The sequence below is a fragment of the Denitromonas halophila genome, from assembly GCF_007625155.1.
Lineage (GTDB): Bacteria > Pseudomonadota > Gammaproteobacteria > Burkholderiales > Rhodocyclaceae > Nitrogeniibacter > Nitrogeniibacter halophilus.
In genome coordinates, this window is record NZ_VMNK01000011.1 from 126988 (window position 1) to 153648 (window position 26661).

The 26661-nt window shown below is 61.3% G+C and carries 29 protein-coding genes; 13 read left to right on the plus strand and 16 right to left on the minus strand.

Annotation, left to right across the window (positions count from 1 at the left end):
• Positions 1-84: 84 nt before the first annotated feature.
• The 3 genes from FHP91_RS12705 to FHP91_RS12715 are packed head-to-tail and all read right to left on the minus strand — an operon-like array spanning position 85 to position 2427.
• Positions 85-891 carry an alpha/beta fold hydrolase gene (locus FHP91_RS12705; protein ID WP_144309947.1) on the minus strand — a complete coding sequence of 269 codons (807 nt, stop codon included), beginning with the start codon at positions 889-891 and terminating at the stop codon, positions 85-87.
• Positions 891-2195 (minus strand): O-acetylhomoserine aminocarboxypropyltransferase, encoded by a 1305-nt coding sequence (locus FHP91_RS12710; protein WP_144309948.1) that lies wholly within the window; start codon positions 2193-2195, stop codon positions 891-893. Before FHP91_RS12710 ends, FHP91_RS12705 begins: the two co-directional genes overlap by 1 nt.
• Before the next feature lie 19 nt (positions 2196-2214).
• Entirely contained in the window at positions 2215-2427 is a 213-nt protein-coding gene (locus tag FHP91_RS12715; RefSeq protein WP_144173401.1) for a YdcH family protein, read from the minus strand.
• Between the two features lie 176 nt (positions 2428-2603).
• Between FHP91_RS12715 and FHP91_RS12720 the strand changes: the two genes are divergently transcribed.
• The 3 genes from FHP91_RS12720 (at position 2604) to FHP91_RS12730 (ending at position 5266) form a co-directional block, all read left to right on the plus strand.
• A complete protein-coding gene (locus FHP91_RS12720) occupies positions 2604-2834 on the plus strand; it encodes a DUF3567 family protein (protein ID WP_144173403.1) in 231 nt (76 codons plus the stop codon).
• An 85-nt stretch (positions 2835-2919) separates the two neighbouring features.
• Positions 2920-3471, plus strand: a complete 552-nt coding sequence (gene greB / locus FHP91_RS12725) for a transcription elongation factor GreB (protein WP_144309949.1) — start codon at positions 2920-2922, stop codon at positions 3469-3471.
• A gap of 163 nt (positions 3472-3634) precedes the next feature.
• Positions 3635-5266, plus strand: a complete 1632-nt coding sequence (locus FHP91_RS12730) for a methyl-accepting chemotaxis protein (RefSeq protein WP_246116298.1) — start codon at positions 3635-3637, stop codon at positions 5264-5266.
• Positions 5267-5349: 83 nt separating this feature from the next.
• On the opposite strand, the gene FHP91_RS12735 is transcribed toward FHP91_RS12730, so the two are convergent.
• A complete protein-coding gene (locus FHP91_RS12735) occupies positions 5350-6192 on the minus strand; it encodes a class I SAM-dependent methyltransferase (RefSeq protein WP_144309950.1) in 843 nt (280 codons plus the stop codon).
• Positions 6193-6321: 129 nt separating this feature from the next.
• On the opposite strand from FHP91_RS12735, the gene htpG reads away from it, so the two are divergent.
• Positions 6322-8247: a molecular chaperone HtpG gene (gene htpG / locus FHP91_RS12740; RefSeq protein WP_144309951.1), complete on the plus strand. Its 1926-nt coding sequence runs from the start codon at positions 6322-6324 to the stop codon at positions 8245-8247.
• An 84-nt stretch (positions 8248-8331) separates the two neighbouring features.
• On the opposite strand, the gene FHP91_RS21340 is transcribed toward htpG, so the two are convergent.
• Positions 8332-9030: a PEP-CTERM sorting domain-containing protein gene (locus tag FHP91_RS21340; protein WP_246116299.1), complete on the minus strand. Its 699-nt coding sequence runs from the start codon at positions 9028-9030 to the stop codon at positions 8332-8334.
• A 270-nt stretch (positions 9031-9300) separates the two neighbouring features.
• Between FHP91_RS21340 and FHP91_RS12750 the strand changes: the two genes are divergently transcribed.
• Complete coding sequence (locus tag FHP91_RS12750; RefSeq protein WP_144309952.1) at positions 9301-11172, plus strand: endonuclease/exonuclease/phosphatase family protein; 1872 nt, start codon at positions 9301-9303, stop codon at positions 11170-11172.
• Positions 11173-11176: 4 nt separating this feature from the next.
• Here the strand turns inward: FHP91_RS12750 and FHP91_RS12755 are convergent, their stop codons facing one another.
• Both FHP91_RS12755 and FHP91_RS12760 read right to left on the minus strand, forming a co-directional pair.
• Positions 11177-12607: a chloride channel protein gene (locus tag FHP91_RS12755; protein WP_246116300.1), complete on the minus strand. Its 1431-nt coding sequence runs from the start codon at positions 12605-12607 to the stop codon at positions 11177-11179.
• 217 nt (positions 12608-12824) lie between these two features.
• Positions 12825-13421, minus strand: a complete 597-nt coding sequence (locus tag FHP91_RS12760) for a LysE family translocator (RefSeq protein WP_144309954.1) — start codon at positions 13419-13421, stop codon at positions 12825-12827.
• 211 nt (positions 13422-13632) lie between these two features.
• On the opposite strand from FHP91_RS12760, the gene FHP91_RS12765 reads away from it, so the two are divergent.
• Together FHP91_RS12765 and FHP91_RS12770 are read left to right on the plus strand one after the other, a co-directional pair.
• Positions 13633-14481, plus strand: a complete 849-nt coding sequence (locus tag FHP91_RS12765; RefSeq protein ID WP_144309955.1) for a 3-hydroxybutyryl-CoA dehydrogenase — start codon at positions 13633-13635, stop codon at positions 14479-14481.
• Positions 14482-14606: 125 nt separating this feature from the next.
• Positions 14607-16052 (plus strand): mannose-1-phosphate guanylyltransferase/mannose-6-phosphate isomerase, encoded by a 1446-nt coding sequence (locus FHP91_RS12770; protein WP_144309956.1) that lies wholly within the window; start codon positions 14607-14609, stop codon positions 16050-16052.
• Here the strand turns inward: FHP91_RS12770 and FHP91_RS12775 are convergent.
• Complete coding sequence (locus FHP91_RS12775) at positions 16037-16618, minus strand: DUF2946 family protein (protein WP_144309957.1); 582 nt, start codon at positions 16616-16618, stop codon at positions 16037-16039. The genes FHP91_RS12770 and FHP91_RS12775 overlap by 16 nt on opposite strands.
• Before the next feature lie 12 nt (positions 16619-16630).
• On the minus strand, positions 16631-17428 hold the full coding sequence (locus FHP91_RS12780) for an outer membrane protein assembly factor BamD (protein ID WP_144309958.1): 798 nt from the start codon (positions 17426-17428) through the stop codon (positions 16631-16633).
• A 20-nt stretch (positions 17429-17448) separates the two neighbouring features.
• Between FHP91_RS12780 and rluD the strand changes: the two genes are divergently transcribed.
• Both rluD and pgeF read left to right on the plus strand, forming a co-directional pair.
• Entirely contained in the window at positions 17449-18408 is a 960-nt protein-coding gene (gene rluD / locus FHP91_RS12785) for a 23S rRNA pseudouridine(1911/1915/1917) synthase RluD (protein ID WP_391527569.1), read from the plus strand.
• Positions 18405-19145, plus strand: a complete 741-nt coding sequence (gene pgeF, locus FHP91_RS12790) for a peptidoglycan editing factor PgeF (protein WP_144309959.1) — start codon at positions 18405-18407, stop codon at positions 19143-19145. The genes rluD and pgeF overlap by 4 nt, the downstream gene beginning before the upstream one ends.
• A 131-nt stretch (positions 19146-19276) precedes the next feature.
• Here pgeF and FHP91_RS12795 read toward each other — a convergent pair whose 3' ends face one another.
• Positions 19277-19498, minus strand: coding sequence for a hypothetical protein (locus tag FHP91_RS12795; protein ID WP_144309960.1), 222 nt, complete (start codon positions 19496-19498; stop codon positions 19277-19279).
• A gap of 67 nt (positions 19499-19565) precedes the next feature.
• Between FHP91_RS12795 and FHP91_RS12800 the strand changes: the two genes are divergently transcribed.
• From FHP91_RS12800 to phaR, 4 genes are all read left to right on the plus strand, one after another.
• A complete protein-coding gene (locus FHP91_RS12800) occupies positions 19566-21293 on the plus strand; it encodes a PHA/PHB synthase family protein (protein WP_246116301.1) in 1728 nt (575 codons plus the stop codon).
• A 95-nt stretch (positions 21294-21388) separates the two neighbouring features.
• On the plus strand, positions 21389-22129 hold the full coding sequence (phbB, locus tag FHP91_RS12805; protein WP_144173435.1) for an acetoacetyl-CoA reductase: 741 nt from the start codon (positions 21389-21391) through the stop codon (positions 22127-22129).
• 199 nt (positions 22130-22328) lie between these two features.
• Positions 22329-23069, plus strand: coding sequence for a beta-ketoacyl-ACP reductase (gene phbB / locus FHP91_RS12810; protein WP_144309961.1), 741 nt, complete (start codon positions 22329-22331; stop codon positions 23067-23069).
• Between the two features lie 121 nt (positions 23070-23190).
• A complete protein-coding gene (phaR, locus tag FHP91_RS12815; protein WP_144173439.1) occupies positions 23191-23793 on the plus strand; it encodes a polyhydroxyalkanoate synthesis repressor PhaR in 603 nt (200 codons plus the stop codon).
• 175 nt (positions 23794-23968) lie between these two features.
• Here phaR and FHP91_RS12820 read toward each other — a convergent pair whose 3' ends face one another.
• From FHP91_RS12820 to FHP91_RS21345, 6 genes are all read right to left on the minus strand, one after another.
• Complete coding sequence (locus tag FHP91_RS12820) at positions 23969-24979, minus strand: integron integrase (protein ID WP_144309962.1); 1011 nt, start codon at positions 24977-24979, stop codon at positions 23969-23971.
• A gap of 73 nt (positions 24980-25052) precedes the next feature.
• Positions 25053-25382 (minus strand): hypothetical protein, encoded by a 330-nt coding sequence (locus FHP91_RS12825; RefSeq protein WP_144309963.1) that lies wholly within the window; start codon positions 25380-25382, stop codon positions 25053-25055.
• 68 nt (positions 25383-25450) lie between these two features.
• Positions 25451-25720 carry a hypothetical protein gene (locus FHP91_RS12830; RefSeq protein WP_144309964.1) on the minus strand — a complete coding sequence of 90 codons (270 nt, stop codon included), beginning with the start codon at positions 25718-25720 and terminating at the stop codon, positions 25451-25453.
• A 113-nt stretch (positions 25721-25833) separates the two neighbouring features.
• Entirely contained in the window at positions 25834-26061 is a 228-nt protein-coding gene (locus FHP91_RS12835) for a hypothetical protein (protein WP_144309965.1), read from the minus strand.
• An 88-nt stretch (positions 26062-26149) separates the two neighbouring features.
• Entirely contained in the window at positions 26150-26341 is a 192-nt protein-coding gene (locus FHP91_RS12840; RefSeq protein ID WP_144309966.1) for a hypothetical protein, read from the minus strand.
• Between the two features lie 68 nt (positions 26342-26409).
• Positions 26410-26661, minus strand: a 252-nt coding sequence (locus FHP91_RS21345; protein WP_222105196.1) for a hypothetical protein, incomplete at its 5' end; no start/stop codon positions are given.

The following is a 26661-nucleotide window of genomic DNA, read 5'->3' on the forward strand; positions in this document are numbered from 1 at the left end:
TCTCCTGTTGAGGGTTTTTGGTGTGGCAGCAAAAACGAGGGTGAGGCCCGCAAAAAGCCGCGGCGCCCCGGTCACGGATTGTTTTTATGGTGTGACGATAAACCCTCGTAGTGCGTCGAGAAATGCATCGGGTGCTTCTGCCATCATGGCGTGACCGGCGTTCGGCAGGATGATGATATGCGCACCGTCGGGTACCTTGGCAAGTGCGGCCTGCAAAGCGCGCGCCGCCTTGGGCGGTGTCATCTGGTCGCGTTCGCCGCAGATCAGCCGGGTTGGCGCATTAATGTGAGCAGCATCGGCCTCGCCGGCGGTGTAGGCGTTGCAGGCGGACATGTCGGTATGAAGCACGCCGGGCGCGCTACGCTCCATCAGCCGACGGTTGACGCCGGTCAGCACCATGCCGGGTTGAGCGCTGGCGCCGAGGTGATGATCCGGCGTATAGGACCACTGGTTGATCATGGCGTGGGCCTTGTCGCGCGCGTCGAGTGTGGCGCTGAGCAAGGGCGCGGCGACGGGCATTGGGGCGACACTGCCGACCAGCACCAGTTTGGCGACCCGGTCGGGATGCTGGGCTGCGGCGCGGAGTGCGACGAGCGAACCCATGCTGTGGCCGATGAGGATGACGGGGCCGTCGGTCTGCGATGCGATCCAGCCCATCAGCCAGTCGGCGATGGCCTCGATGCTGGCGATGGGTTTGCCTTGCGAGCGGCCGTGGCCGGGCAGATCGGGGGCCAGCACATTGAAGCCGTGATACGCGAAGTGGCGGGCCGGCATGTTCCACACGCTGTGGTCGTGCCCGGCGCCGTGGACGAATACCAGCGTGGGCTGGCCGGCCACCGCGGGACGGCCGCCGGTGTAGGCATAGATGGGGTTCTCAAGGTGGGCGGACATCAGCGGCCCTCCACTTTGGCGGCTGCGCGCAGGCCGCGCTCAAGGTCTTCGAGAAGATCGGCGATGTCTTCGACACCGACCGACAGGCGGATCGTGCCTTCGCCAATGCCCGCAGCGGCGAGGTCGTCGGCCGACATGCGGAAATGCGTTGTGCTGGCCGGGTGGATGACCAGCGATTTGGCGTCGCCCACGTTGGCCAGGTGCGAGAACACACGCAAGGCGTTGATGAATGCCTTGCCTGCGTCGCGGCTGCCTTTGAGCTCGAAGCTGAACACCGCGCCCGCGCCTTTGGGCAGCAGGCGCTTGGCGAGTGCGTGATCGGGGTGGTCTTCCAGGCCGGGGTAGCCCACACGCGCGACCATGGGGTGTTGCGCCAGGTGGGTGGCGAGGGCTTCGGCGTTGGCCACATGGGCGCGCATGCGCAAGGGCAGGGTTTCGATGCCTTGCAGGATCTGGAAGGCGTTCATCGGCGACAGGCAGGCGCCAAAGTCACGCAGGCCTTCGCGGCGGGCGCGCAGCAAAAAGGCGGCAATGGGCGACTCTTCGGCGAATACCATGCCGTGGAAACCCTCATAGGCTTCGGTCAGCGTGGGGAATCGACCACTGGCGTCCCAATCGAATCGGCCGCCATCGACCAGCAGCCCGCCCACCGCGACGCCATGGCCGCCGAGAAACTTGGTGGCCGAATGCACCACCAGATCGGCACCCAGCTCGATCGGTTGCTGCAAACAGGGGGTGACCAGCGTGGCGTCCACCAGCAGTGGCAGCCCATGTTCATGGCCGATGGCCGAGACGGTCGGGATGTCCAGCACGTCCAGGCCCGGGTTGCCCAGTGATTCGCCAAACAGCAGCGCGGTGTTGGGGCGGATGGCGGCGCGCCAGGCGTCCGGATCGCGCGGATCGACGAAGCTGGTTTCGATACCGAAACGCGGCAGCGTGTAGGCCAGCAGGTTGTGCGAGCCACCATACAAGGCCCGCGAGGCAACGATATGGCCGCCTGCGCCGGTCAGTGTGCAGATGGCCAGATGCAACGCGGCCTGGCCGCTGGCGGTGGCAATGGCGCCAATGCCACCTTCGAGCGCGGCGATGCGCTCTTCGAGCACCGCGCAGGTCGGATTCGAGATGCGCGAATAGACATGGCCGGGGCGTTCAAGATTGAAGCGCGCCGCGGCCTGTTCGGCATCGGCAAAGACGTAGCTGGTGGTGAAGTGGATCGGGACAGCGCGGGCGCCATGATCGGCGTCGGGGCTCTGGCCGGCGTGCAGGCTGAGCGTGGCGGGGGCATAGAGGGGGCGATAGGTCATAGGGGGGTGTGGTCAGCGCTCAGGCGAGTTCGGGCGGATCGATCATTCGCTCGATGTAGGCGATACGGTCTTTGAGGGCGAGTTTGCGTTTTTTAAGACGCGGCAGCATCAGACCGTCGTCGGGCGGAGAGTTCGACAGGGCCGCGATGGCCGTGTCGAGGTCGCGGTGCTCGGCCTTGAGCTGGGCCAGGGTGTCGACCCAGTTGGCTGAATCTTCGAAGTCGTCAAGCATTGGTTGGGTAAGGTCTCAAGCTCGCGCCAATGGCGCCGTGAACTGTATTCAAGCGGCCTATGTTATGCGTCGTCGCAGTGCAATGACAACATGGGTGCTTGTCTTGGTGCGTGATCGCCCCCATCTGGGTGTCAGGAAGGCTTCCCGAGCGGAGCCACAGCGTAAGGAGTCTCATCATGAATGTCGTGTGTAACAACTCGGTGTTGTATGTGATGGATTTTCCCGGCTTTGACGCCATCGAGGTGATCGACAAGCGTCTTGGGCGCGGCACCATCATCCGTGACGCGGCAGCGCGTCGTTTTCGCGAAGAGCTGGCCGAGCTGGCGGCGTCGGAAGAAATGGCCGATTTCGATGATCTGATCGATCACTATCAGAGCCTGCTCAATCAGCCGGCGATCTATCACTGAATGCGTCGGCTTGCCGCGGGACAGGTGCTGGCCTACCATCCGGCACTTGTTGTCAGCGATCCGTTCGGATCATCGGTAGCCGATCGTGAACAAGGCTTTTGTCAAAGCGTCCGACGAGGACGATGAATCTCCCGAGGCCCCCGCCGGCCCCGCGTCGGGCGGACCCATCTACATGACGCGTCGCGGCTGGCAAGTGCTCAAGGCCGAGCTTGACCTTCTGCTGCGTGACGAACGTCCGAAACTGGTCGAGACGGTCGCCTGGGCCGCCGGCAATGGCGACCGCTCCGAAAACGGCGACTACATCTACGGCAAGAAGCGGCTGCGCGAGATTGATCGACGCATCCGTTTTCTGATCAAACGGCTGGAAAACGCCACGGTGGTCGATTCGGCCGATCAGCAAAATCTTGATCAGGTGTTTTTTGGCGCCACGGTGGTCATTACCGATGATGACGGCGCAACCGAAACGACCTACCAGATCGTTGGCGTCGATGAAGCCAGCGCCAGCGAAGGGCGCATCAGCTGGATTTCTCCGCTAGCCAAAGCGCTGATCAAGGCGCGTGAAGGCGATGTGGTGCGCTTTGTCAGCCCGTCCGGGCCGCGCGAGATCGAAATCATCGAAATCCGCTACGAACACTGATTCATTTCTGACCCACGTCCATCGCGTTGATCAGGAATAACCCCAATCAGCCTAAAGTTATAGCGACGAGCGACGTTAGCTCTCCCAAGTCGGCATGGCGGCGCCACATCCGTGGCGCTGAGCGAGCTGACACAGCGATTACGTGGTCGGAGGGGAGGGCGTTATGTTTGAACGAATGAAGTTGGTGAACCGGCTGGGTGTGCTGGTGTTCTTGGCGGTGCTTGGATTGGTTGTGCTCGGAGCGGATGCTCTCTGGGAAATGCGCTCTGAGCTGCTCGACGCCGAGCAACGACGGGCGGAAGACGTTGTTTCCACCTCCGGCTATGTCCTTGAGCACTATCATGCGCTGGAGACCGCTGGCGCGATGAGCCGCGACGAAGCACAAAAGCAGGCGCTGGCGTCCTTGCGCCGAATCCGGTTCGAAGATGGCAAGAACTATATCTTCGCGTATGACGGCACCGCCACGACTTTGCTGTCGCCGATGAAGCCCGATACCGAAGGCAAGTCGATGGCGGGCAAAAAAGACCCGAATGGCGTGCCGCTGTTTGACAAGATCGCCGAAGTCGCGCGGACCGGTCAGGCGGCCACGATTGACTATTCGTGGCCGCGGACAAGTGGCGGTCCGCCCGAGCCGAAAATTTCTACGGTGAAGAGCTTTGCTCCGTGGGGTTGGGCCTATGGTACGGGTGTCTATTTGTCCGCCGTCGATGATGCTTTCCATAAAGGTGCCATCAAGACGGGTGGTGTCTGCCTGTTGATACTCGTCGTGATTGTCGTGTCCTCGTTCTTGGTGGTGCGCAGTATCATTAGTCAGATTGGTGGTGAACCGACCTATGCCGTGCAGGTAATGCAGGCGGTCGCGCAGGGCGATTTGACCGGTACTGTCGAAAACAAGGGCGGCGCCAGCAGCTTGCTTGGAACACTTGGAAAAACAGTGGAGCAGCTGCGCACCATGATGGCCGAGATCGGCCACAATGCTGAAGAGGTGGCCGGCAGCTCGCGCCAGATTGCAGGGGTCGCCCGGGATGTGGCCGAGAAGGCGCATCAGCAGTCGGATGCGACCTCGTCCATCGCGGCGGGGGTCGAGGAAATGACAGTCAGCATCAATCACATTTCCGATAGCGCACGCGAGACCAAAGAGAATTCGTCGAACGCTGCCAAGCTTGCCGAACGCGGTGAGGCGCGTGCGATGGGCGCGGCCGATGGTATGCGTCGCATCGCCACCACGGTGGATTCGGCGTCCGGCAAGATTCAGGAGTTGGTTGGCCGGGCCAACGAGATCGGGTCGATTGCCAACGTGATTAAAGAGATCGCCGCGCAGACCAATCTGCTGGCGCTGAATGCGGCGATTGAAGCGGCGCGTGCCGGCGAACAGGGTCGTGGCTTTGCGGTGGTGGCCGATGAGGTGCGCGGCCTGGCCGAACGTACGGCGGCGGCGACGGTGCAGATCGAAGGCATGATCCACGGTATTCAGGAAGACACCCACGGCGCGGTCACCGTCATGGGTTCCGTTGCTGCCGAGGTGAAATCCGGCGTGGATCAGGTACAAGGCGCCGCGGACTCTCTGCGTGAGATTCGCGAAGGGACCAGCATTGCGCTGGAGCGGATCAGCGACGTGGCCAGCGCGACCACCGAGCAGAGCGCGGCCAGTACGTTGATCGCACAGCAAGTCGAGAACATCGCGGGCATGGTCGAAGGCACCAGTGATGCGATGCGCAAGACGGTGGAGTCGGTGACGCGACTCGAGAAGCTCTCGTCCGACCTTCACGAGATGGTCGGCCGCTTCCGCTGCTGACCGCTTGAACGGGCTGCGAATCGCGCCCGTAGAAACACAAGGCCCCCGTCGTTTTTGAGACGGGGGCTTTTTTGTACCAGCGCTCAGGCTGCGAGGGTGTCGCCGCCGAAAAAGCGCGACTTCAACTCGGTCAGTCCAAGCGTGTCGAGCAGCTCGGCGAGGCGCTCGGCGGGCCGACGACGCGGCAAGTCCTTGAAGGTGGCGATGATCAGTTCGTTCTTCATCGAGTGTTCCCAGCCGACCAGCTCGGTCACGCTCACCTGGTAGCCGTGGCTCTCGAGCTGCAGGCAACGCAGCACATTGGTGGCGTGGCTGCCGAACTCGCGGGTGTGGATGGGGTGGCGCCACAGCTCGGTGATGCTGTTCTTCAGCGACTGCTGCTTGTTCTTGCGCAGCACCGAGGCGACTTCGGCCTGACAGCAGGGCACCAGTACGATGTGCCGGGCGCGCTTTTCGAGCGCAAAGCGGATCGCGTCGTCGGTGGCGGTATTGCAGGCGTGCAGGGCGGTGACGATGTCGATGTGTTCCGGCAGGCGCTCTGAGGTGATCGATTCGGCGACGGTCAGATTGTAGAAACGCATGCCAGCCGAGAAGCCGAGCTTGTCGGCCAGGCGGCGCGAACTGGCGACCAGTTCATCGCGGGTCTCGACGCCATAGATCTTGCCGGCCGCCGCCTGCGTCTTGAAGAACAGGTCGTAGAGGATGAAGCCCAGGTAGGACTTGCCAGCGCCGTGGTCCACCAGCTGGATATCCGGCCGCGTGGCCAGCGCCTCGGTGAGCAAGGGCTCGATGAACTGGTAGAGGTGATAGACCTGCTTGAGCTTGCGCCGGCTGTCCTGGTTCATCTTGCCCTCTCGGGTCAGGATGTGCAGGTGCTTGAGCAACTCGATGGATTGGTCTGGATGGATTTCAGGATGCGATGACATGGGCGGGGCTCGGGTGCGCTGGAGGGCGATTCTACCGCGCCGGGGCTTTGTTGATTCCCGGCTCTTGAAAGCGGGTGGGGCAGCCCCAATGTTGAACGAGTCCATTTCTTGTGTCACGGAGAGCCAACGATGTCCGACGCGCCCAGCGCCCAAGCAGAGAAGATGAATTTTCAGGCCGAGGTGAAGCAGCTGCTGCACCTGATGATCCACTCGCTGTATTCGAACCGCGAGATCTTCCTGCGCGAACTGATTTCCAATGCTTCCGATGCCTGCGACAAGCTGCGCTTCGAAGCACTCGACAAGTCCGAGTTGTTTGAAGGCGACGGTGAGCTGAAGATCCGCATCCGTTTCGATGCTGAGGCCAAGACCGTCACAGTGAGCGACAACGGCATCGGCATGAACCGCGATGAGGTCATCACCAACCTGGGCACCATCGCCAAATCCGGCACCAAAGAGTTTTTCGGTCAGCTCACTGGCGACCAGAAAAAAGATGCACACCTTATCGGTCAGTTTGGTGTGGGTTTCTACTCGGCGTTTATCGTCGCTGATCGCGTCACCGTGCGCACCCGCCGTGCCGGCGTGGCCGCCGCTGAAGGTGTTCAGTGGGAATGCGCAATGACCGGCGACACCGCCGGCGAGTATCAGGTGGCGCCGATCGACAAGGCCGATCGCGGCACCGAGATCACCCTGCACCTGCGCGACGGCCAGGAAGACCTGCTCAGCGGCTGGAAGCTGCGCGAGTTGGTCCGCAAGTATTCCGACCATATCGTCCAGCCCATCGTGATGACGAAGGAAAAATGGGACGAGGAGAAGGGCGCGCAGGTGGCCACCGACGAGGAAGAAACCGTCAACCAGGCCAACGCGCTGTGGGCCCGCCCGCGCAATGAGATCACCGACGAGGAATACACCGCCTTCTACAAGCATGTGGGTCATGACTTCCAGGAGCCGCTGGCCTGGACCCACGCCAAGGTGGAAGGCCGTCATGAATACACCCAGCTGCTTTACATCCCGGGCAACGCGCCCTTCGATATGTGGGACCGCAACGCCCGGCACGGCATCAAGCTGTATGTGCGCCGCGTATTCATCATGGACGACGCAGAGAAGCTGATGCCGATGTACCTGCGCTTCGTGCGTGGGGTGGTGGATTCGGCTGACCTGCCGCTCAACGTCTCGCGCGAGATCCTGCAGGAGTCGAAGGACATCGACACCCTGCGCGCTGGCTGCACCAAGAAAGTCCTCGGCCTGCTCGAAGACCTGGCCAAGAACGATGCCGAAAAATACACCACCTTCTGGAAAGCCTTTGGCAATGTGTTGAAAGAGGGCGTTGGCGAGGATTCGGCCAACCGCGAGAAGATCGCCGGCCTGCTGCGCTTCGCCTCGACGCATGCCGACACCGTGGACCAGGTCGTCACGCTGGCCGACTACATCGGCCGCATGAAGGAAGGCCAGGAGAAGATCTACTACGTCACCGCCGAGACCTTCAACGCCGCCAAGAACAGCCCGCACCTCGAGGTGTTCCGCAAGAAGGGCATCGAGGTGCTGCTGCTGTCTGACCGCGTGGACGAGTGGGTGATCGGCTACCTCACCGAGTTCGACGGCAAGGCGCTGCAGTCGGTCGCCAAGGGCGGCGTCGATCTGGGCGCGCTCGAAGACGAATCCGAGAAGAAAGAAGTCGAGAAGCTGGCCGACGAGTACAAGGACCTGCTCGAGCGGGTCAAGACCAGCCTCGGCGAGCGGGTCAAGGATGTGCGTGTGACGCACCGCCTGACCGATTCGCCCGCCTGCCTGGTGGCCGATGAGCACGACATGGGCATGAACCTGGCGCGCATCCTCAAGGCCGCCGGCCAGGAGGCGCCGTCGAGCAAGCCGATTCTCGAGCTCAACCCGACTCACCCGGCGGTGCAGCGCCTCAACACCGAGGCCGAGCATTTCGATGACTGGGCGGCGGTGCTGTTCGACCAGGCCCTGCTGGCCGAAGGCGGCACGCTCGACGACCCGGCCACCTTCGTCAAGCGCACCAATGCCTTGATGCTGGCGCTGAGCAACGCGCAGTAAACACACCATGGCCGCCCCGGGGGGGCGGCCATGGTGCCCTTCGACCGCCCCGGCGCGCCTGTTGTGGCGCCGGGGCGGTGTTCGTTAACGGTGGCTGCGGCGGCGGGCGATGAAGCCCATCATGCCCAGACCGGCCAGCATCAATGCGTAGGATTCCGGCTCCGGCACGGCCGCCGCGAACTGGATGGTGGCATGGTCCGGCGCGGAGATGCGCAGATCGTCGATCCAGAAGTCGGTGCGATCCGACGTTCCGCCTGAGGTCATGCTGTAGAGGCGGGCCTCGATGACCAGACCGTCGGTGGCGCCACCGTCGAAGGTCCAGGTATTGCTCAGTTCGCTCCAGCCGCTGCCATCCGTGTAGGTGTTGCTGCCGCCGGCCGACTTGACATAGCTGTTGATGTCGGCGGCGTCGGCATAGTGCCCCCAGATGCGCAGCGACGGGTTGGTGCCGGCCGAGTTGTCGTAGCCCCAGAAGCTGGCGCTGACCAGGTCGCCGGCTTGCAGGCCGGTGACGAAGGCGAGATAGGCCTGCGGCGTGCCGCCAAGCGGCGCTTCCGCCACATGCAGGAAGCGGCTGCCCGAACGCGCACCGCTCACGCTGTAGCTGCTGGCGCCGTCGCTGCCGGACTGCGATCCGCTGACATTGGTGGCGTCGGCCAGGTTGCCAAAGCTGCCGAGAATCGTACCGACGCCATCCTCCCAGCCATAGTCGAGGCTCTGGAGGGCATAGGCCTGACTGGTGGCGAGCGCCACACCAGCGGCGATCAGGGTTTTGACGAGCATGAAAAGTCTCCTGCGAAATCGTGGGATCGAACGGGCTGTTCCGGTGCAGTCATCCTCCCGTAGGCGCTTTTCAGGCATATACGCGTCGGGCCGGGCGTCGATGGCTCCATTGGACTAATCGCCGCGCCGCGAATGTCATATGCTCTTGTCTTTGCCGCTGAGCGATGGGGTGGATAGCTCCATCGGATCATCACGTGGCCGGGACGGCGCAGCCCCCGTGTCATCCTGTGGCGCTCAAATGGCGATTTCTTGTCCGATCAGGAGTGTTGAATGTTTCCGTTCCGCTTGAAGCCGCTCGTAGGGGCCTGCCTGCTGTGTGTTGGCGCCTCATCCCATGCCCTGACGATTGGCGAGATTCAGGGCGAAAGCCACCTGTCCGCCTATCAGGGGCAAACCGTCGGTGGAGTCGATGGCATCGTCACGGCCGTCGATGCGCGGGGTTTCTGGATGCAGGACGTCATCCCGGACGGCAACGCGCTGACTTCGGACGGGCTCTATGTGTTTACCAACAGCCGCGGACGACCGACGGTCGGCGATCGTGTGCTGGTGAGCGGCCGGGTGGATGAATACCGGCCCGGCGGCGCAGCGAACAACCTGACCATCACCGAGTTGAACACCAGCTTCGGCGCGCATGCCTGGACGCTGCAGTCGCGTGGCAATGCCTTGCCCGCGGCGATCCAGATCGGCAATGCGGGCGTGCTGGCGCCCACCACGTCCATTGCGCCCGACGTCGGCAATGTGGAAACGAGCGGCCATCGTCTGGCGCCGAGCCTGTACGCCATGGATTTCTACGAAAGCCTGGAGGGCATGCGGGTCAGCATGGCGTCGGCCGCCGTGGTGGGGCCGAACGCCAAATTCGGCGAGATTGCGGTGATCTCGCACGACCAGCTTGGCGCCACGCTGAGCAACGCCCGAGGGGTCGCCACCGTGCAGAGCGACAACTTCAATCCGCACCGGTTGATTGTGGACGATGCGCTGCGCAGCACACCGATCGTCAATGTGGGTGACTCGCTGGCGAACTTGACCGGCGTGATGCACTACAGCTTCTCGAACTACAAGCTGAACCTGACCGACGCGCCCATCGTGACCCACGGCAATCTGCTGCCGGAAGCGGTCGCGCCGGTGGCGCCGAACCGCCTCGCCATCGCCTCGTACAACGTCGAAAACCTCGCCGGTAACGCTGCACAGACGCGCTTTGACAGCATTGCCGGCCAGATCGTCGGCAATCTCGGTTCGCCGCAGCTCATCGCCCTGCAGGAAGTGCAGGACAACAACGGTGCGACGGACAACGGCACCACGGCCGCGGACCAATCGCTCGATCGCCTGACCCAGGCCGTTCGCGACGCCGGTGGCCGCGACTATGGCTACGTGGTGATCGACCCGCTCGACAAGACCGATGGTGGCCAGCCGGGCGGCAACATCCGCAACGCCTTTTTGTACGACAAAAGCGTGGTCAGCTTCGCCGGTGGGCTAGGCGGAGCGACCGAGGCCATCGGTGTGCTGCCCGATGGCACCCTGACGCTCGACGCCGGCCGCGTCGATCCGGGCAATGCGGCCTTCGTCGACAGCCGCAAGCCGCTTGCCGCGCAGTTTCGGATCAACGGCGAAAACTTCGTCTTGGTGAACAACCACTTCAGCTCGAAGGGCGGTGACGAGCCGCTGTTCGGGCCGGACCAGCTGCCCGAGCGCGGCAGTGACGCGGCACGCCTCGAACAGGCGCAAGCGGTGGCGGATTTCGTCGGCGACCTGCTGGCAGCCGACGCCGGTGCGCGGGTGATCGTGCTGGGCGACCTGAACGACTTTCAGTTCGCGGACACGCTGGCGCCTTTGAGCGCCGCGGGGCTGCTCAATCTGACCGACACCCTGCCGGAAGGCGAACGCTACACCTACATCTATGAGGGCAACGCGCAGGCGCTCGACCACATGTTCGTGTCGGCGGCACTGCTGGCCAATGCCTCGTTGAGCTACGATATCGTTCATGCCAACGCGGAATTTGCCAACCAGATCTCGGACCACGATCCGCTGTTGCTGACGATTGCCATGCCGGTGCCGGAGCCCGAAACCTATGCGTTGATGATGTCGGGGCTGGGTGTCGTGGGTGCGATCGGGCGCCGCCGACGCCGGGCATTGTCGGCCCGTTGAAGGTTCAGCTTGTCGGTTTGGGCGACGCGGGCGGTGTGTTTGCGTCGTCAGTCGAGGGCGGCACGTCGTCCGCCGCCGGATGAGGCGGGTCGTGTTCGGCTGCGGCGACCGACTCTGGCTCGACGTCGCTGTCACTTGTGGCCGCTTTGCGCTCCTTCTCCTCATGCGTGAGACGTTTGAGCATGTCGATGGCCAGCGCATCGTAGAGCGGCACGGGCGCGACCGAGCGTGAGAAGCCTTGCGCAATCACCGCAGCGCTCATGAGCGGTAGCAACATCTGATGGTTGGCCGTCATTTCCATGACGATGACAAAAGAGGTGATTGGCGACTGGGTAATGCCAGCCAGAAAGGCCACGGTACCGAGCACCAGAATGGCGGGATTGTGGTCGATGCCAAGCATGAGGGCCACATTGGCACCCAGACCGGCGCCAATGGCCAGTGCGGGCGCAAAGATGCCACCGGGAATGCCGCTGATGAAGGCGATCCAGATGACCGCAGCCTTGGCGAACATGAAGTAGATCGGCAGACCGGCCGTGCCTTCCAGTGCGGCTTTGGATTCGGCATAGCCGGTGCCCCAGGTCATGCCGCCGGTCGATAGGCCGATGATGGCGGTGGCCAGCCCGCAAGCGGCGGCAAAGGCAACGGGGCGTTCGCGCTTGAACCAGCCAACGCGGCCAGGCAGACCGCGCGAGGAGGCGATCAGCAAGCGGGTGGAAATGCCGCCGGCCAGACCACCGAGGATGCCGCACAACAGCACCGGCCAGAGTCCATCCGGCCAGCCCACGGCGGCCGGCGTACGGCCGAAGTAAGTGTAGTTGCCCAGCGTGGCCAGTGACATCAGACCAGCAAAGATCACCGCGACCAGCGTGGTGCTGTTGGCGCGAAACGCGCGATAGCGCGAGAGCTCTTCAATGGCGAACATGATGCCGCCCAGCGGTGTGTTGAAGGCCGAGGCCACGCCAGCGCCGCCGCCGGCGACGATCAGGTCTTTGGTTGGGGCGATACGGCCGTTTTTGCGCTTGCCGCTGAGGAGGTTGAGGATTGATGCCCCAACCTGCACCGAGGGGCCCTCGCGGCCGATGGATGCGCCCGACAGCAAACCGACCAGGGTGAGGATGATCTTGCCGAAGATGATGCGAACCGACAGCAGCCGCTTTCGGATGGCGCTGTCTTCAGTCAGTGAGGCGGCGATGGCCTGCGGGATGCCGCTGCCTTCGCAGCCGGGAAAGAATCGCCGGGTGAGCCAGCTGATCAGTGCAAATCCGGCCGGCGCGATGAGCAGGCTTGACCACCACGCCAGATGCACAAGCTCGGCGTGCACTTCAATCGCCAGATCGGCGCCAATGGCAAAAACAATGGCGGCCAGTCCGGCGAGCAGTGCGATGCCAACGAACAGGATGCGATTCTGCCAGCGGCCGAACGACAGCCAAGGCATGGCGACGCGGAAACCACTGCGCGTGAATCGGGTAATAAAGGCGCGGAATTTGCCGCCGGATGAACTATTGGGAGAGCCGTTTTTCGGCATTCTGTCTGTTTTTGGATCCGGGTTTGGGGGTAAATGGCGGGACCGGACAAGCTTACCATGCCCCGCCCCGCATTTTTATGCCGCCCCGGCCGCTAAGGCGCTCCCGTCAAGGATGACAGGCCGGCGGTCATTGGCTGATCGCCAGCCACAGGGCGGTGCCCGCGAGGGCGATGCCCATGACGGTGTCAAAGCGGCGACGACGAACCGGATCCGCGAGGTGATGGCGGATGGAAGATCCCGCGCCAGCCCAGCACGCAATGCATGGCAGGTTGGCGATGGCGGCCACGAGTGCCACTTGTGCAATGGCCGCTTCGGGTGTCATGTGGGTTGGCAGAAAGGCGGCGTTGATGGTGAGCGCCATCATCCACGCTTTTGGGTTCACCCACTGGAACAAGGCGGCACCCACGAAGCTGAGCGGTTGGCCGGCGGCGCTTTTTGCCAGAGCATTCTGTGGCAGCAGCAAACGTAGCGCCAGCCAGAGCAGGTAACCGACCGCGAGCACACGCATCACGATCGTGACCGTCGGGTATTGGTGGATCAGTGTGGCAATGCCGGCACCGACGAGCGCAATCTGGACCGCCAGACCGCCGCTGATACCCAACATATGGGGCACGGTGGCACGAAAACCTGCACTCGCACCGGCGGTGGCGAGCATGATGTTGTTGGGGCCCGGCGTGATCGAGGCGATGACGACGAAGCTCAGCAAGGGGATCAGTTCAAGCATGGCGAAACCTCTGGCAGCGTGTTTGTGTCAGTGTGCGCAAGGTAGGCGTCGCGCGCCCGGCAAGCTTTGGTGGGTAGACGAGACGTTGGCCCGGTGCGTTGACCGGGCCAGTTGTGTGTTTGGCAGATGCGACGAACTGGGGTAAAGTTTTGCCATACGCAGCGGTATGGATGGGTTGCGTTCAGACAGCATCTTTTTCGTGGAGAAGAGAATGGATATCAAGAGAATCGGGGTCGTGGGTTCCGGCACCATGGGTAATGGCATTGCCCAGGCTTTCGCCGTTGCCGGTGTCAGCGTGGTCATGACCGACATCGCCCAGGCCGCGCTGGATAAAGCGGTTGCAACGATTTCGGGCAGCCTCGATCGCCTGATCAAAAAAGAGAAGATGACCGCAGAGGCGAAACAGGCCGCGCTGGCGCTGGTCGAAACCTCCACCGATCTGGCAGCCCTGTCGGATTGCGACCTGATTGTTGAGGCCGCCACCGAAAACCTCGACATCAAACTCAAGCTGTTTGCTCAGCTCGACCAGATCGCCCGTGCCGACGCCGTGCTGGCTTCGAATACCTCGTCCATTTCGATCACCAAGCTGGCCGCGGCGACTGGTCGCCCGGCGCAGGTGATCGGCATGCACTTTTTCAACCCGGTGCCGATGATGGCGCTGGTTGAGTTGATTCGTGGCCTGCAAACCAGCGACGCCACCTATGCCCTCACCGAGAGCGCCGTGGCCAGGGTCGGCAAGACGCCGATCCAGGTGCGCAACAGCGCCGGTTTCGTGGTCAATCGCATGTTGTGCCCGATGATCAACGAGGCGATCTTCACTTTGCAGGAAGGCCTGGCCTCGGCCGAAGACATCGACACCGCGATGAAGCTCGGTGCAAACCACCCCATCGGCCCGCTCGCGCTGTGCGACCTGATCGGTCTGGATGTGCAGCTGGCAGTGATGCAGGTCTTGTTTGAAGGCTTCAAGGATCCTAAGTATCGTCCGGCGCCGTTGCTGGTCGAAATGGTCGAAGCCGGCTATCTCGGTCGCAAGACCGGCAAGGGCTTCTTCACTTACTAAGCGCCTTGAATTCGCCCGGCGCAATGCCGGGCGATGCCTGTGTCACAAAAGGATTGTTCGCAATCCGTTATCATCACGCCATATTTGACGCCGCGCGCGTGTGCGGCCGTATCGTGGAGTGATTGATGCAGTTACAGCCTGTCATCCTGTCTGGCGGATCCGGTACCCGGCTCTGGCCTTTGTCGCGGGAACAATACCCCAAGCAACTTCTGGCGCTCGCCGGTGAAGAGACCATGCTTCAAGCTACCGCTTTGCGGCTCGACGGCTTGTCCAGCGAGTGCACGGTGGCCGATTGCCCCATCGTGGTGTGCAATGAAGACTATCGCTTCATGACGGCCGAGCAACTGCGCGCCATTGGCAAGTCCAGTGACCGGATCATCCTTGAGCCCGTCGGGCGAAACACCGCGCCGGCACTCACACTGGCCGCCTTGGCGGCAGTTGGCGAAGGCAATGATCCCTTGCTGTTGGTGATGCCGGCCGACCATGTCATCGGTGATCGCGACGCCTACCAGCAAGCCGTGGTGATCGGTGCGCGCATGGCCGGCCAGGGTGCCATGGTGACCTTCGGCATCGTGCCCGAGCGAGCGGAAACCGGTTACGGCTATATCCGTTGTGGTGGGGACGCCGCTGAGGATGTTCGCGCGATTGCGGAATTTGTCGAGAAGCCTGACATGGCAACCGCGGAGCGTTATGTGGCAAGCGGCGACTACCTATGGAATAGCGGCATTTTTCTGGTGCAAGCGAGTGTCTGGCTGCGCGCGATGGCCGAGCTACAGCCGGCGATTCTGTCAGCGTGCGAGCAGTCGATGGCGGCCTGCCGTCGCGACGCGGATTTCATTCGTGTGGACGCTGGTGCATTTGCCGGCTGCCCGTCGGATTCGATCGACTATGCGGTGATGGAACATCTGGCAAAGCGCTCCGATCTTGGGATTCAGGGGGTCGTCGTGCCGCTGGCCGCGGCGTGGTCCGATCTGGGCGCCTGGGATGCGCTGTGGCAGATCGCGGACAAGGATGCGCAAGGCAACTCAGGGCAGGGCGATGTGCTGTTCGAAGATTCCGAGGGCAGCCTGGCCATCGCGACTGATCGCATGGTGGCCTGCATCGGTGTGCGTGATCTGGTGGTGGTCGAAACGCCGGATGCCGTGATGGTGCTGAACAAGTCGCGCACCCAGGACGTGAAGAAAATCGTGGCCCGGCTCAAAGCCGAGAACCGGCCGCAAGCGTCGGCACACCGTAAAATCCATCGCCCGTGGGGTTATTACGATTCGATCGACAGCGGCGAGCGTTTTCAGGTCAAACGGATTGTGGTCAATCCGGGTGCGTCTTTGAGTCTGCAGATGCATCACCACCGGGCTGAGCACTGGATTGTGGTGAGCGGCACTGCGCGGGTGACGCGGGGCGAGGAGACCTTCCTGCTCAGCGAAAACCAGTCGACGTATATTCCTCTGGGAACCACGCATCGCCTCGAAAATCCCGGTCGCTTGCCGCTCGAGATGATTGAGGTGCAGTCGGGCAGCTATCTGGGCGAGGACGATATCGTCCGCTTTGAGGATACTTACGGCCGGCAGTGATCGTCAGTGGCCGTTGGCTCTGGCGTGAAGCCGAAGCGGGCGGCCACTTCACTGCGCTGGATGGGCGACAGCGCAATCCAGGCCGTCGCCAGGGACAGGCCGGCGTCGGCCGGCCATTGCTTGGTATCGAGCAAGCCGTCGGGGTCGATCGAATTGCCGTCGATGTCGCGCAGACGCTCGATCGCGACGGCGAGGTCGGCATCGTGCAGCAGGCCGATCTGGCCGTCTGAATCACTGATCAGCAGATTGCCTTCTTCATCCAGCCAGGCGGCGGTGGGGGCGGCAGCCGTGCTGCCCGTGTGCGTCGTCAGTGCGCCATCGGCGCTGAGGCGCAGCACCCACGGGGTGTAGGCCAGCGAGACGAATACCTGCTGAGGACCGTTCTGGAAATACCAGCGCCCTTCGGTGTCGGCAAGATAATTGCGGCCGATGAAGCTTGCCAGGCCGGTATGTTCTACCAGCGTATCGGCAATGCGCCAGCGGCCGCGTGCGTCCAGCGACAACCATCCGAACACGGCCGGAACGTCCGGCCATTTCGCCATGGCTGCCCGAACAAGCTCATCCATGGTGAATGGTACTCACCACAACTGCCACCAGGGCTTGTCGCTTTTCGGACCGCCGCTCAGATAGATGCTCTGCGGGAAGTTCGCGTTCAGTACCCGCGTGGCGTCGTCACGCAGTTGGGTCATGCCGAGCTTGTCGTAGGCCTGCGTCAGGATATACAGCGCTTCTTCGGTCGCCGGGGTCTCCGGGTAGGAAATCAGCGCTGCCTGGGCGCGATTGGCTGAGGCCAGATAGGCGCCACGCTTGAGGTAGTAGCGCGCGACATGGACTTCGTGCCAGCCAAGCGCATTGACCAGGTACTGCATGCGCTGACGCGAATCGTTGGCGTAGCGGCTGTCCGGGAAGCGCTTCACCAGTTCACGGAAGGTATCGAAGGCTTCCTGCGAGGCGCGCGGATCACGTTCGCTCAGGTCCTGGTTGGCCAGGCTGCCAAGCAGGCCGAGGTCTTCGTTGAAGTTGACCAGCCCTTTCAAATAGTAGGCGTAATCGACATTGGGGTGGTTCGGGTGCAGCTTGATAAAGCGATCGCAAGCGGCCAGGGCCGAGGCGGGTTCATCGGACTTGTAATAGGCGTAGGCAACTTCGAGCTGCGACTGCTGGGCATAACGCCCATACGGATAGCGTGCCTCGAGCTTTTCGAACATCTGAATCGCGCGGTCGTAACTGCCATCCGACATCGATTCCTTGGCTTCCGAGTAGAGCCGCTGGGCGTTCCAGCCGGCGGTCTCGTCGAACTCGTCGGGTGTTGCGCTGCATCCGGCCAGCAACAGGGCGCCGATTACCGCTAAACTGCGAAGGATCTTATTGGCCATCGAAAACGCTCTTGTCTCTTGTGATTAATCGCGCGGATTATAGCGCAGACCCCGAAGATGATTCGGATCTGCCCCTCATTGTGCCTGACGCTTGCGCCGGCATGCGTATCGACCAGGTGTTGGCGCAACTTTTGCCCGAGCAATCGCGCAATCGGCTTCAGACATGGGTGAAGGAGGGGCGTGTGCTGGTCGATGACCGCCAGGTGCCACCCAAGTTCCGCGTGCGGGGGAGCGAGAACCTCGTCATCGATGTTCCGCCACCACCCGAAGCCGTTGCCGACGCGGCCGAAGCCATTGATCTGACGGTTGTTTTTGAAGACGAAGCTTTGATCGTTCTCAACAAGCCCGCCGGTCTCGTGGTTCACCCGGGCAGTGGCAATTGGCAAGGCACCATGCTGAACGCCTTGCTATTTCATTGTCCCGAACTGTCACGCGTGCCGCGCGCCGGCATTGTGCATCGACTCGATAAAGACACCAGCGGTCTGTTGGTGGTGGCGAAAACGCTGCCTGCCCAGACCGATCTTGTCCGCCAGTTGCAGGCGCGCTCGGTTCGTCGTGAGTACCTGGCGCTTGCTCATGGGCAGCTCTCTACCGGTGGCACCGTGGATGCGCCGATCGGCCGGCATCCCAGCCAGCGTACCCGTATGGCCGTGGTGGGCAAGGGGCGTGAGGCGGTGACGCACTACTCAGTTGAGCGCCGCTTTGACGAATGTACGCTCGTGCGCTGCCAGCTTGAGACTGGGCGGACGCACCAGATTCGGGTGCATATGACGCATGTCGGGCACCCCCTGGTTGGCGATCCGGTGTATGGCAAGCGGCGATGCCTCAATACCGCCTTGCAGGCTTTTCCCCGGCAGGCACTGCACGCTTTTCACCTGGGCCTTATTCATCCGAGTTCCGGTGAGTCCTTGGTCTGGACCGCCCCCATGCCCGAGGATATGCAGGAATTGATCCGCATTGTTGCGGACGCGGCGGTATGACGGCGGCCGATCTGTTGATTCCGGCGTGGCCCGCCCCGCCACGCGTGAAAGCGCTGATGACGACGCGTGCCGGCGGTGTGAGCGCGGGCTGTTTTTCAAGTTTGAATCTGGGCGACCACGTGGGGGATGACCCGCTGGCCGTCGCGGAAAACCGTCGCGTGATCGCGCGCGAGCTTCCGTCAAACCCGATCTGGTTGAATCAGGTGCATGGTGCTCAGTGTGTGACCGCCGATCAAGTCATGTCGGGCACGACGGCCGACGCGTCGACCACTCGCGTGCCGGAGGTGGTGTGCAGCGTCATGACGGCAGATTGTTTGCCGGTGCTTTTCTGCGATCTGTCCGGCACGGTGGTCGCCGCCGCGCACGCGGGCTGGCGGGGCCTGCGATCCGGCGTGCTCGAAGCGACCGTGGCCGGCATGGATGCGCCCGCCAGTGAAATCATTGCGTGGATGGGGGCGGCAATTGGCCCGGATGCGTTTGAAGTGGGTGATGAGGTCCGGCACGCTTTTGTGGGTGATGATGCGGGCGCCACTGCGGCATTCAAACCGGCGAGCGCCGAAGGCAAGTGGCTGGCCGATCTCTATGCGCTGGCGCGCAGGCGGCTCGCAGCGTGCGGCCTGCGGCAGGTATATGGCGGAAATCTATGCACCATGGCCGATCCGCAACGTTTTTTTTCGTACCGGCGCGAGGGTCAAACCGGTCGGATGGCAGCAATGATCTGGCTTTCCACTCATTGAGAATGGCCTTGTTGGCACCGCGATTCGGGGCATCGGCCATTTCATCGAAGCCCGGGTTTTCGGGTGTTTGCTGCGGTGCGGCCGTGCGGTGGAATGCACCGAAGCGATTGCCAGATTGCGCCGCGCGGGTATTATTGATCTCGGCTGGATTCGCTGTGCTGTGTGTCGGAGTCGATATCGCTGCTTTTTTCGCGTAGTTTACGACGGCGTGCCGGTGTGCCGAATAGCCACAAGAAGAGGCTCATTGGCAACACGCCCATAAACATAAAGGTCAGCACGCCACCGACCACGGTAGTGTCGGAGATAGCTGCCATAAGGGCCACATAGAGCCAGGCGATAGCGATGATGTACATCGCAAGATTGTAACGTCCTTCGCGCGACCGACTGTAACGGCGTAGCGAATGGCCCCAGGGAGTCAGAATGACCGATCGTAAGACGCCCACGTTCCCCAACGTGACCGAGATGTTCCAGTTTGGCGAGCAGTTTGCAAAACAGTTTTTCGATGTCGTCGGCAAGCACAGTGAGACGATTCAGAAAACGGGCGGGGCCATTCCCGTTCCTGAGACTGAAGCCCTGTCGGCATTGCAGCAAGACTTCGCCAAACGCCATGCGCAGCTGTGGTCGCACATGTTGCAGCGTCAGCCTGGGAGTGCTTCAGAGCCGCTGATCGAAGCGCCGCGTGGCGACCGCCGGTTCTCGTCCGAGGCGTGGCAGGAAAGCCCGATGTATGACTACCTGCGTCAGGCCTATTTGCTGAATGCCGAGTATCTGACGCAAGTTGCCGATAGCCTTCCGGTGGCTGACGGCCGCGCTAAAGCGCGTATGCAGTTCCTGACCCGGCAATATGTTGATGCGCTGGCGCCGAGCAATTTCGCCGCGACCAACCCCGAGTTCATCAAGAAGGCGCTTGAAACCAAGGGTGAGAGCATCTCCGTGGGCATCCAGAATCTGCTTGCCGACATGGAGAAAGGCCGCATTTCGATGACCGATGACGGTGCGTTTGAGGTCGGGCAGAACCTGGCGACGACGCCGGGGGCGGTGGTCTTCGAAAACGCTTTCATGCAACTGATTCAGTATTCGCCGCTGACCGACAAGGTTGCCGCGACGCCGTTACTGATCGTGCCGCCGTGCATCAACAAGTTCTACATCATGGATTTGCAGGCCAGCAATTCGCTGGTTCGTTTTGTGGTCGAACAGGGATTCACGGTGTTTCTGGTGTCGTGGAAGAACCCGAAAGAAGATCTCGCCAAAGCGACTTGGGACAACTATCTGGAGCACGGACCCCTGGCTGCGCTGGAGGTTGTTCGTGAGATCACCGGTGTCAAAAAGCCGAATGCCTTGGGTTTCTGCGTAGGCGGCACCTTACTTACTTCGGCGCTCGCGGTGGCAAAGGGCCGGGGCGAAGATCCGGTCGAAAGCCTCACCCTGATGACGACCTTGCTCGATTTCGCCAACTCTGGCGAGCTGGGCTGCCTGATCGACGAAACGTCGGTGGCCGCACGTGAAGCCACCATCGGCAAGGGCGGGCTGCTGCCTGGCCAGGAATTGGCCAACGTGTTTTCCGCGCTTCGGGCAAATGACTTGGTTTGGCAGTATGTTGTCGGCAACTACCTGAAAGGCGACAAGCCGGCCGCTTTCGACCTGCTCTACTGGAACTCGGACAGCACCAACCTGCCGGGGCCGTTCCTGGCGTGGTACCTGCGTAATATGTACCTTGAGAACAACCTGCGGGTACCGGGCCGGCTCAAAATGCTCAACGTCAAGGTTGATCTGGGCAAAGTCGATGTGCCAGCCTACCTGCTCGCCGCGCGGGAAGATCATATTGTTCCGTGGGAAAGTGCTTACCTGGTACGTAAACTACTGGGTGGAGAGACAACCTTCGTGCTCGGTGCCAGCGGGCATATCGCAGGCGCAATCAACCCGGCAAGCAAGAACCGCCGAAGCTACTGGACCAGCGCGTCGCAGTCGGCCGCGGCCGAAGAGTGGCTGGAGGCTGCCGAAGAGCAACCCGGAAGCTGGTGGTTGCACTGGATTGAGTGGCTCAAGAAGCGTGGTGGCAAATCCATTGCTGCTCGCGGACGTTTGGGCAACGCCAAGTACGAAACGATCGAGCCCGCCCCTGGACGTTATGTGAAGGAAAAGTCCTGACGGCGGATTCGAAACGATTTCCCGCCCGGCAGAGGTAGAGGGGCACTGTCGGGGATACGAAAAGCCCCTGGATAATGAAGGGAGAGGAGAGAGATATGGCGCGTATTGCACTGGTAACAGGTGGTATGGGCGGTCTGGGTGAGGCCGTCTGCATCAAACTTGCAGCACTTGGCTATCGCGTGGTGACCACGCACTCACCGGGCAATTCCAAGGCTGAGGAGTGGCTGCAGTCGATGAATGGTATGGGGTATGGCTTCCGCGCTGTTCCTTGCGACGTCGCTGATTTCGACTCCGCCCAAGAATGCGTCGCGCGTGTGACCGCAGACGTCGGCCCGATCGACGTGTTGGTCAACAATGCGGGTATTACGCGCGACATGACCTTCAAGAAAATGGGCAAGGCGGATTGGGACGCTGTCATCAGCACCAACCTCGATAGCGTTTTCAACATGACCAAGCAAGTCATCGATGGCATGGTCGAGCGCAAGTGGGGTCGTGTGATCAACGTGTCATCCGTCAACGGCCAGAAAGGTGCTTTTGGCCAAACCAACTACGCGGCCGCAAAAGCCGGTATGCACGGTTTTACCAAGGCGCTGGCACTGGAAGTGGCGCGCAATGGCGTGACCGTGAATACCATTTCTCCGGGGTACATCGGCACCAAGATGGTGATGGCGATTCCGCAGGAGATTCTTGACTCCAAGATTCTTCCGCAGATCCCGGTGAGTCGTTTGGGCAAGCCGGAAGAAATTGCCGGGCTGGTCGCTTATCTGTCCTCTGAAGAGGCTGCTTTTGTGACGGGCGCCAACATTTCGATCAACGGCGGGCAGCATATGTTCTGACCGTTTCAGGTCAGACGTAAAAGAAGGCGCGCCTCGGTGCGCCTTCTTTTTGTGGAATTATGGTGCGTTGCAATATTTTCTTGCGTTTTGTGCTTATAATCAGCCTAAGGCATGTCGTGCGTTGCGCAATCGACTGAGGCGGTTGTGTGCGGTAGCAGCGCGATTGCCCAAGACATAGACAAATAAATAGGGGTTGATTATGACCAAGAAAATCGCATTGGTTACCGGTGCAATGGGTGGGCTCGGAACGGCGATCTGCCAGGCTTTTGCCAAGGAAGGCATGACCGTGGTGGCAAACTGTCTGCCGGGCTATTCGGAGAAGGATGCTTGGCTTGACGGCCAGAAAGCCCAGGGTTTTGAGTTTCTGGTGGCCGAAGGCGATGTCTCGGACTACGACTCCTGCAAAGTGATGATCGACAAGATCGAGAGCGACATTGGCGCGGTTGACGTGCTGGTGAACAACGCGGGCATCACGCGCGACAAGTTTTTCCCCAAGATGGAAACGGGGCAGTGGCAAGCTGTCATCAACACCAACTTGAACAGCCTGTTCAACGTCACCCATCACATCTCGCCCAAAATGGCAGAGCGTGGCTGGGGCCGCATCATCAATATTTCGTCGGTTAACGGTGTCAAGGGTCAGGCGGGTCAAACCAACTACTCGACTGCCAAAGCCGGGGTGCTGGGTTTTACCAAGGCCTTGGCTCAGGAGCTTGCCACCAAGGGTGTGACGGTCAACGCCATCGCCCCGGGTTACATCGCAACCGACATGGTCATGGCGATTCGTGACGATGTGCGTCAGGCAATTACCGACACGGTACCGATGAAGCGTCTGGGTAAGCCGGAAGAAATCGGCGGTCTGTGCGCCTACCTGGCATCCGAGATGGCTGGCTACATCACCGGCTCAACCGTGAACATCAACGGTGGTCTGCACATGTCGTAATCGTGCCGCGTTGCGAAACCGGTCACACGAAACCCCGTCCTATGGCGGGGTTTTTCTTTGCGCACCGCGGTATAATTCGCTTGAGAGTGGGCAAACTACCCGCCGCGTGGAGACGAATGCAATGCCAGACCAACTGCGATTGATCAAAAAATACCCGAACCGACGCTTGTACGATACACGTACCAGTTCCTACATCACGTTGTCCGATGTTAAAGACTTGGTACTGGCCAACGATGAGTTCAAAGTCGTTGATGCAAAGACCGGAGATGACCTGACGCGGGGCATTCTTCTTCAGATCATTCTTGAAGAAGAAGCGGGCGGTGCGCCGATGTTTACCAGTGACCTGCTCTCCCACATGATTCGCTTCTATGGCAATGCCATGCAGGGGATGATGGGAAAGTACCTGGAAAACAACATCAAGGCGTTTACCGACATGCAGCTCAAACTGCAGGATCAGGCGCGTTCGATCTACGGCGAGAACAGCCCGATCAGCCAGGACTTGTGGGCTCAGTTCCTCAATTTCCAGGGGCCGGCGATGCAGAGCATGATGGGTGCGTACATGGAGCAGAGCAAGAAGATGCTCACCCAGATGCAAGAACAAGTGGAAAGCCAGACACGCAATCTGTTCTCGGGCTTCCAGTTCCCTAATTATTCGCAGAATCCTCAGGAGACGAACCATGACGTCGCCGTGGATCCGCGTAAAACGAGTAGCAATAAGAAGTGAATCTGCGCGTGAGTATCGTGTTTCGGAGTGAGTCGATATGAGTCACTCCGCCGCCCCTAAAGTGGGCTTTGTATCCCTCGGGTGCCCCAAGGCCAAGCCATCTAAACCGATTCAACATCCATGAAAAAGCCCGCAGTTGCGGGCTTTTTGCTGTGTTGATACGGGTTGATCCGGATCAGGACATGATCCGATCGAGCGGGCTGACGGTGCCGCGCCCGCCGCGGTTGAGTACGTGGGTGTAGATCATGGTGGTCTTGACGTCTGAATGGCCGAGCAGTTCCTGGACGGTGCGGATGTCGGCGCCTTGCTCGAGCAGGTGGGTTGCGAAGCTGTGGCGCAGGGTGTGCGGATGCACCAGTTTGCAGATGCCGGCCTTGCGTGCTGCGGCCTTGACGGCGCGCTGGATGACCCATTCGCCGACGTGGTGCCGCCGATAGACGCCGGTGCGCGGGTCGGCGCTGTAGGTGGGTGCGGCGAAGATGTATTGCCATGCCCATTGCTTGCCGGCCTGTGGGTATTTGCGTTCAATTGCGAACGGTAGTTCGACGTCTGCGTGGCCGGTGGCCAGATCGGTGTCGTGCATGACGCGCCGCGCTGCGATGTGGTCGTGCAGTTCGTCGATGAGGCTGGCCGGGATCATTGTGACGCGGTCTTTGTCGCCCTTGCCGGCGCGAACGATGATCTCTCGCCGCTCGATGTCGAGGTCTTTGATGCGCAGGCGCAGCCCTTCCGTGAGCCGCATGCCTGTTCCGTACAGCAGCTTGATGATGGTTCCGGCGGTGCCGTGGGTGTGGCGCAGCAAGGCTTGCGTTTCTCGAATGGTGAGCACGACGGGGATGCGCTTGCTTTCGCGGGCACGGGTGATGCCGTCGAGCCATGGGAGGTCGACGCCGAGCACGCGCTTGTACAAATAGAGCACGGCGTGCATGGCTTGATTCTGTGTTTTGGCGCTGACGTTGTCTGCCGTGGCCAGGTGCGTGAGGAACTGCTCGACTTCGGCGGCGCCCATCTCTGACGGGTGTCTCTTGCCGTGGTGGATGATGTAGCGCTTGATCCAGTGGCAGTAGGTGCGCTCGGTCGAGAGTGCGTAGTGATTGACCTGGAGACACTCGCGCACGCGGTCCATCAGCCGGGGCGGTTGTGCCTGGCTGTGTGGTGTCGCGTTTTGTTGTGCTGCTTCAAGCATGGCGCGGGCCTTCGGGTGGTTGTGGAACGTTATCCGACAGAATCAGTCGTTGAATTGGTGTTAGGCCACCCGCTCACATCCGCTCTTTGGCGTTCGCAAACACCTGCAGGAACTTGTTCCCGTCCGTGTGCGTATCCACCGCGATCATCGTGAAGTCGGCGCCGCGATACACCCACTTCGGCAGGTGCCGCTGGGTGTAAATCTCGTTCTCGTAATACTGGCCCTCCTCGTTTGCCAACTCTTCTTCGGTGTCCGCAAACTTCACGGTGCCAGGGCCTTCGCCGTCCAGCTTCCAAAAGTATTGGCGGGCATCGTCCAGCGGCAGCACGCACCAGTCTTCCACATACCCAAAATACGCAAACACCTCGGCTTGCAGTGCGTTGTATCGGTCAAGCAGTTCCATCGTTTCCTCGCTTCTGTTAAATGTGGCCTAACTGGTCGCTCAAGGCGACCTCCTACGGGCCTGCGGCCCTACGTCGGCGCCTTAGCTCGAACGTTGGCCGGCATGCACTTCAGGCACACGGGCGATTCAACGAACACAGGCCCCTTTCGGCTTTTCAGTTCATGCCGGTCGATCGCGTCACTCAGTTCTTGCGGGTAGCGCCACAGCCCGCACCGTCCGCACTGCTTCTGCCGCAGCCCGGCCTTGTGCTGCGCCTCGGCCCATTCATGCCACGCCAAATAGCCATCCGGCGCCGGGTCGCCCGGCTTGTATGTGTTCTGCTCCAGTTCGCACGCCACTCTCACCACAGCACCTCCAAAATGCCCGCCAACAAGTTAATCGAGCGGACCACCTGCGTCGTGGCTTCGCCCCGCCTACGGGGTCCGCTCATTGCCAGCGTTCATCGGCTTGGTCAGTGCCAGACGATGCTCATGTAAATGTCGGCTGCCTGGTCGCAGTCCGGTTGCCCGTGGGCCGAACACAGCACACCTATCCCGCACTGTCCGCAGCCCCACATTTCCTGTTTGTCCGGGTGGGCTGCCAGGTGAAAAGGGCCGTGCTCAAAGCCGCACCGCTTGCACTTAGTGCCGGCGTGCGCAAACCATCCGCATTGCGCTATCTGTTGTTCTTTGGTGGTCATCGTCGTTTCTCCCTTAAATTCGCCGTCGAACTCGTCGCCCAAGCGGACCACAAAAAACTGCGCTTTTTGGGTCCGCTTGCCTCAGTCGTTACACAGCCTTGCAGGCCCTTTGCAGCTTCAGCATTGCTCGTCCTACTTCACCGCTGTCCCTCTCATCCGGCGCGAGCGGCTTGTATCCTTCGACATGGTCATAATCAAAAACACCCGACAAGCAGCCCCACTGATACGCAGCATCCAGTAGATCGAATAGTTTCTTGCGCAATATCTCTTCTTCGGTCATGTATCCGCCCTCAACATAGTTTGTGTAACCAGTCACGCCAGCGGATTCGCTCCGCTCACGCGCTGCGTTCAATCGTTAGAAGGCATGTCAGTGGGTGAATCGAAACCCCTGGCCTGAATACACAAATCCTCAGCTCGCTTCAACAAGCGTTGTCCTTGCTCGTATCCGTGCGGGTTTCTATCATTCCCGTGCGTCGCCCTAGCTTCTCCGATCAGCGCCTGAAGTTCCGTTATTACACACAGCAAATCGCGCCGCGTTGGTTTCTTAGTGATGTGCACTTCTAACTCCACATTGCAGCGCGACGGCTTCGCCGCGCCTGA

Coding starts and splice junctions, on each gene's coding strand:
- phaR (WP_144173439.1), top strand. CDS start 23,191: ATGCCAGACCAACTGCGATTGATCAAAAAATACCCGAACCGACGCTTG.
- FHP91_RS12825 (WP_144309963.1), bottom strand. CDS start 25,382: ATGGAACTGCTTGACCGATACAACGCACTGCAAGCCGAGGTGTTTGCG.
- phbB (WP_144309961.1), top strand. CDS start 22,329: ATGACCAAGAAAATCGCATTGGTTACCGGTGCAATGGGTGGGCTCGGA.
- FHP91_RS12795 (WP_144309960.1), bottom strand. CDS start 19,498: ATGTACATCATCGCTATCGCCTGGCTCTATGTGGCCCTTATGGCAGCT.
- FHP91_RS12775 (WP_144309957.1), bottom strand. CDS start 16,618: ATGGATGAGCTTGTTCGGGCAGCCATGGCGAAATGGCCGGACGTTCCG.
- FHP91_RS21340 (WP_246116299.1), bottom strand. CDS start 9,030: ATGCTCGTCAAAACCCTGATCGCCGCTGGTGTGGCGCTCGCCACCAGT.
- FHP91_RS12750 (WP_144309952.1), top strand. CDS start 9,301: ATGTTTCCGTTCCGCTTGAAGCCGCTCGTAGGGGCCTGCCTGCTGTGT.
- FHP91_RS12710 (WP_144309948.1), bottom strand. CDS start 2,195: ATGACCTATCGCCCCCTCTATGCCCCCGCCACGCTCAGCCTGCACGCC.
- FHP91_RS12820 (WP_144309962.1), bottom strand. CDS start 24,979: ATGCTTGAAGCAGCACAACAAAACGCGACACCACACAGCCAGGCACAA.
- FHP91_RS12765 (WP_144309955.1), top strand. CDS start 13,633: ATGGATATCAAGAGAATCGGGGTCGTGGGTTCCGGCACCATGGGTAAT.
- FHP91_RS12835 (WP_144309965.1), bottom strand. CDS start 26,061: ATGACCACCAAAGAACAACAGATAGCGCAATGCGGATGGTTTGCGCAC.
- phbB (WP_144173435.1), top strand. CDS start 21,389: ATGGCGCGTATTGCACTGGTAACAGGTGGTATGGGCGGTCTGGGTGAG.
- FHP91_RS12735 (WP_144309950.1), bottom strand. CDS start 6,192: ATGTCATCGCATCCTGAAATCCATCCAGACCAATCCATCGAGTTGCTC.
- FHP91_RS12840 (WP_144309966.1), bottom strand. CDS start 26,341: ATGACCGAAGAAGAGATATTGCGCAAGAAACTATTCGATCTACTGGAT.
- pgeF (WP_144309959.1), top strand. CDS start 18,405: ATGACGGCGGCCGATCTGTTGATTCCGGCGTGGCCCGCCCCGCCACGC.
- FHP91_RS12705 (WP_144309947.1), bottom strand. CDS start 891: ATGTCCGCCCACCTTGAGAACCCCATCTATGCCTACACCGGCGGCCGT.
- FHP91_RS12770 (WP_144309956.1), top strand. CDS start 14,607: ATGCAGTTACAGCCTGTCATCCTGTCTGGCGGATCCGGTACCCGGCTC.
- htpG (WP_144309951.1), top strand. CDS start 6,322: ATGTCCGACGCGCCCAGCGCCCAAGCAGAGAAGATGAATTTTCAGGCC.
- FHP91_RS12755 (WP_246116300.1), bottom strand. CDS start 12,607: ATGCCTTGGCTGTCGTTCGGCCGCTGGCAGAATCGCATCCTGTTCGTT.
- FHP91_RS12760 (WP_144309954.1), bottom strand. CDS start 13,421: ATGCTTGAACTGATCCCCTTGCTGAGCTTCGTCGTCATCGCCTCGATC.
- FHP91_RS12720 (WP_144173403.1), top strand. CDS start 2,604: ATGAATGTCGTGTGTAACAACTCGGTGTTGTATGTGATGGATTTTCCC.
- FHP91_RS12780 (WP_144309958.1), bottom strand. CDS start 17,428: ATGGCCAATAAGATCCTTCGCAGTTTAGCGGTAATCGGCGCCCTGTTG.
- FHP91_RS12730 (WP_246116298.1), top strand. CDS start 3,635: ATGTTTGAACGAATGAAGTTGGTGAACCGGCTGGGTGTGCTGGTGTTC.
- FHP91_RS12800 (WP_246116301.1), top strand. CDS start 19,566: ATGACCGATCGTAAGACGCCCACGTTCCCCAACGTGACCGAGATGTTC.
- FHP91_RS12715 (WP_144173401.1), bottom strand. CDS start 2,427: ATGCTTGACGACTTCGAAGATTCAGCCAACTGGGTCGACACCCTGGCC.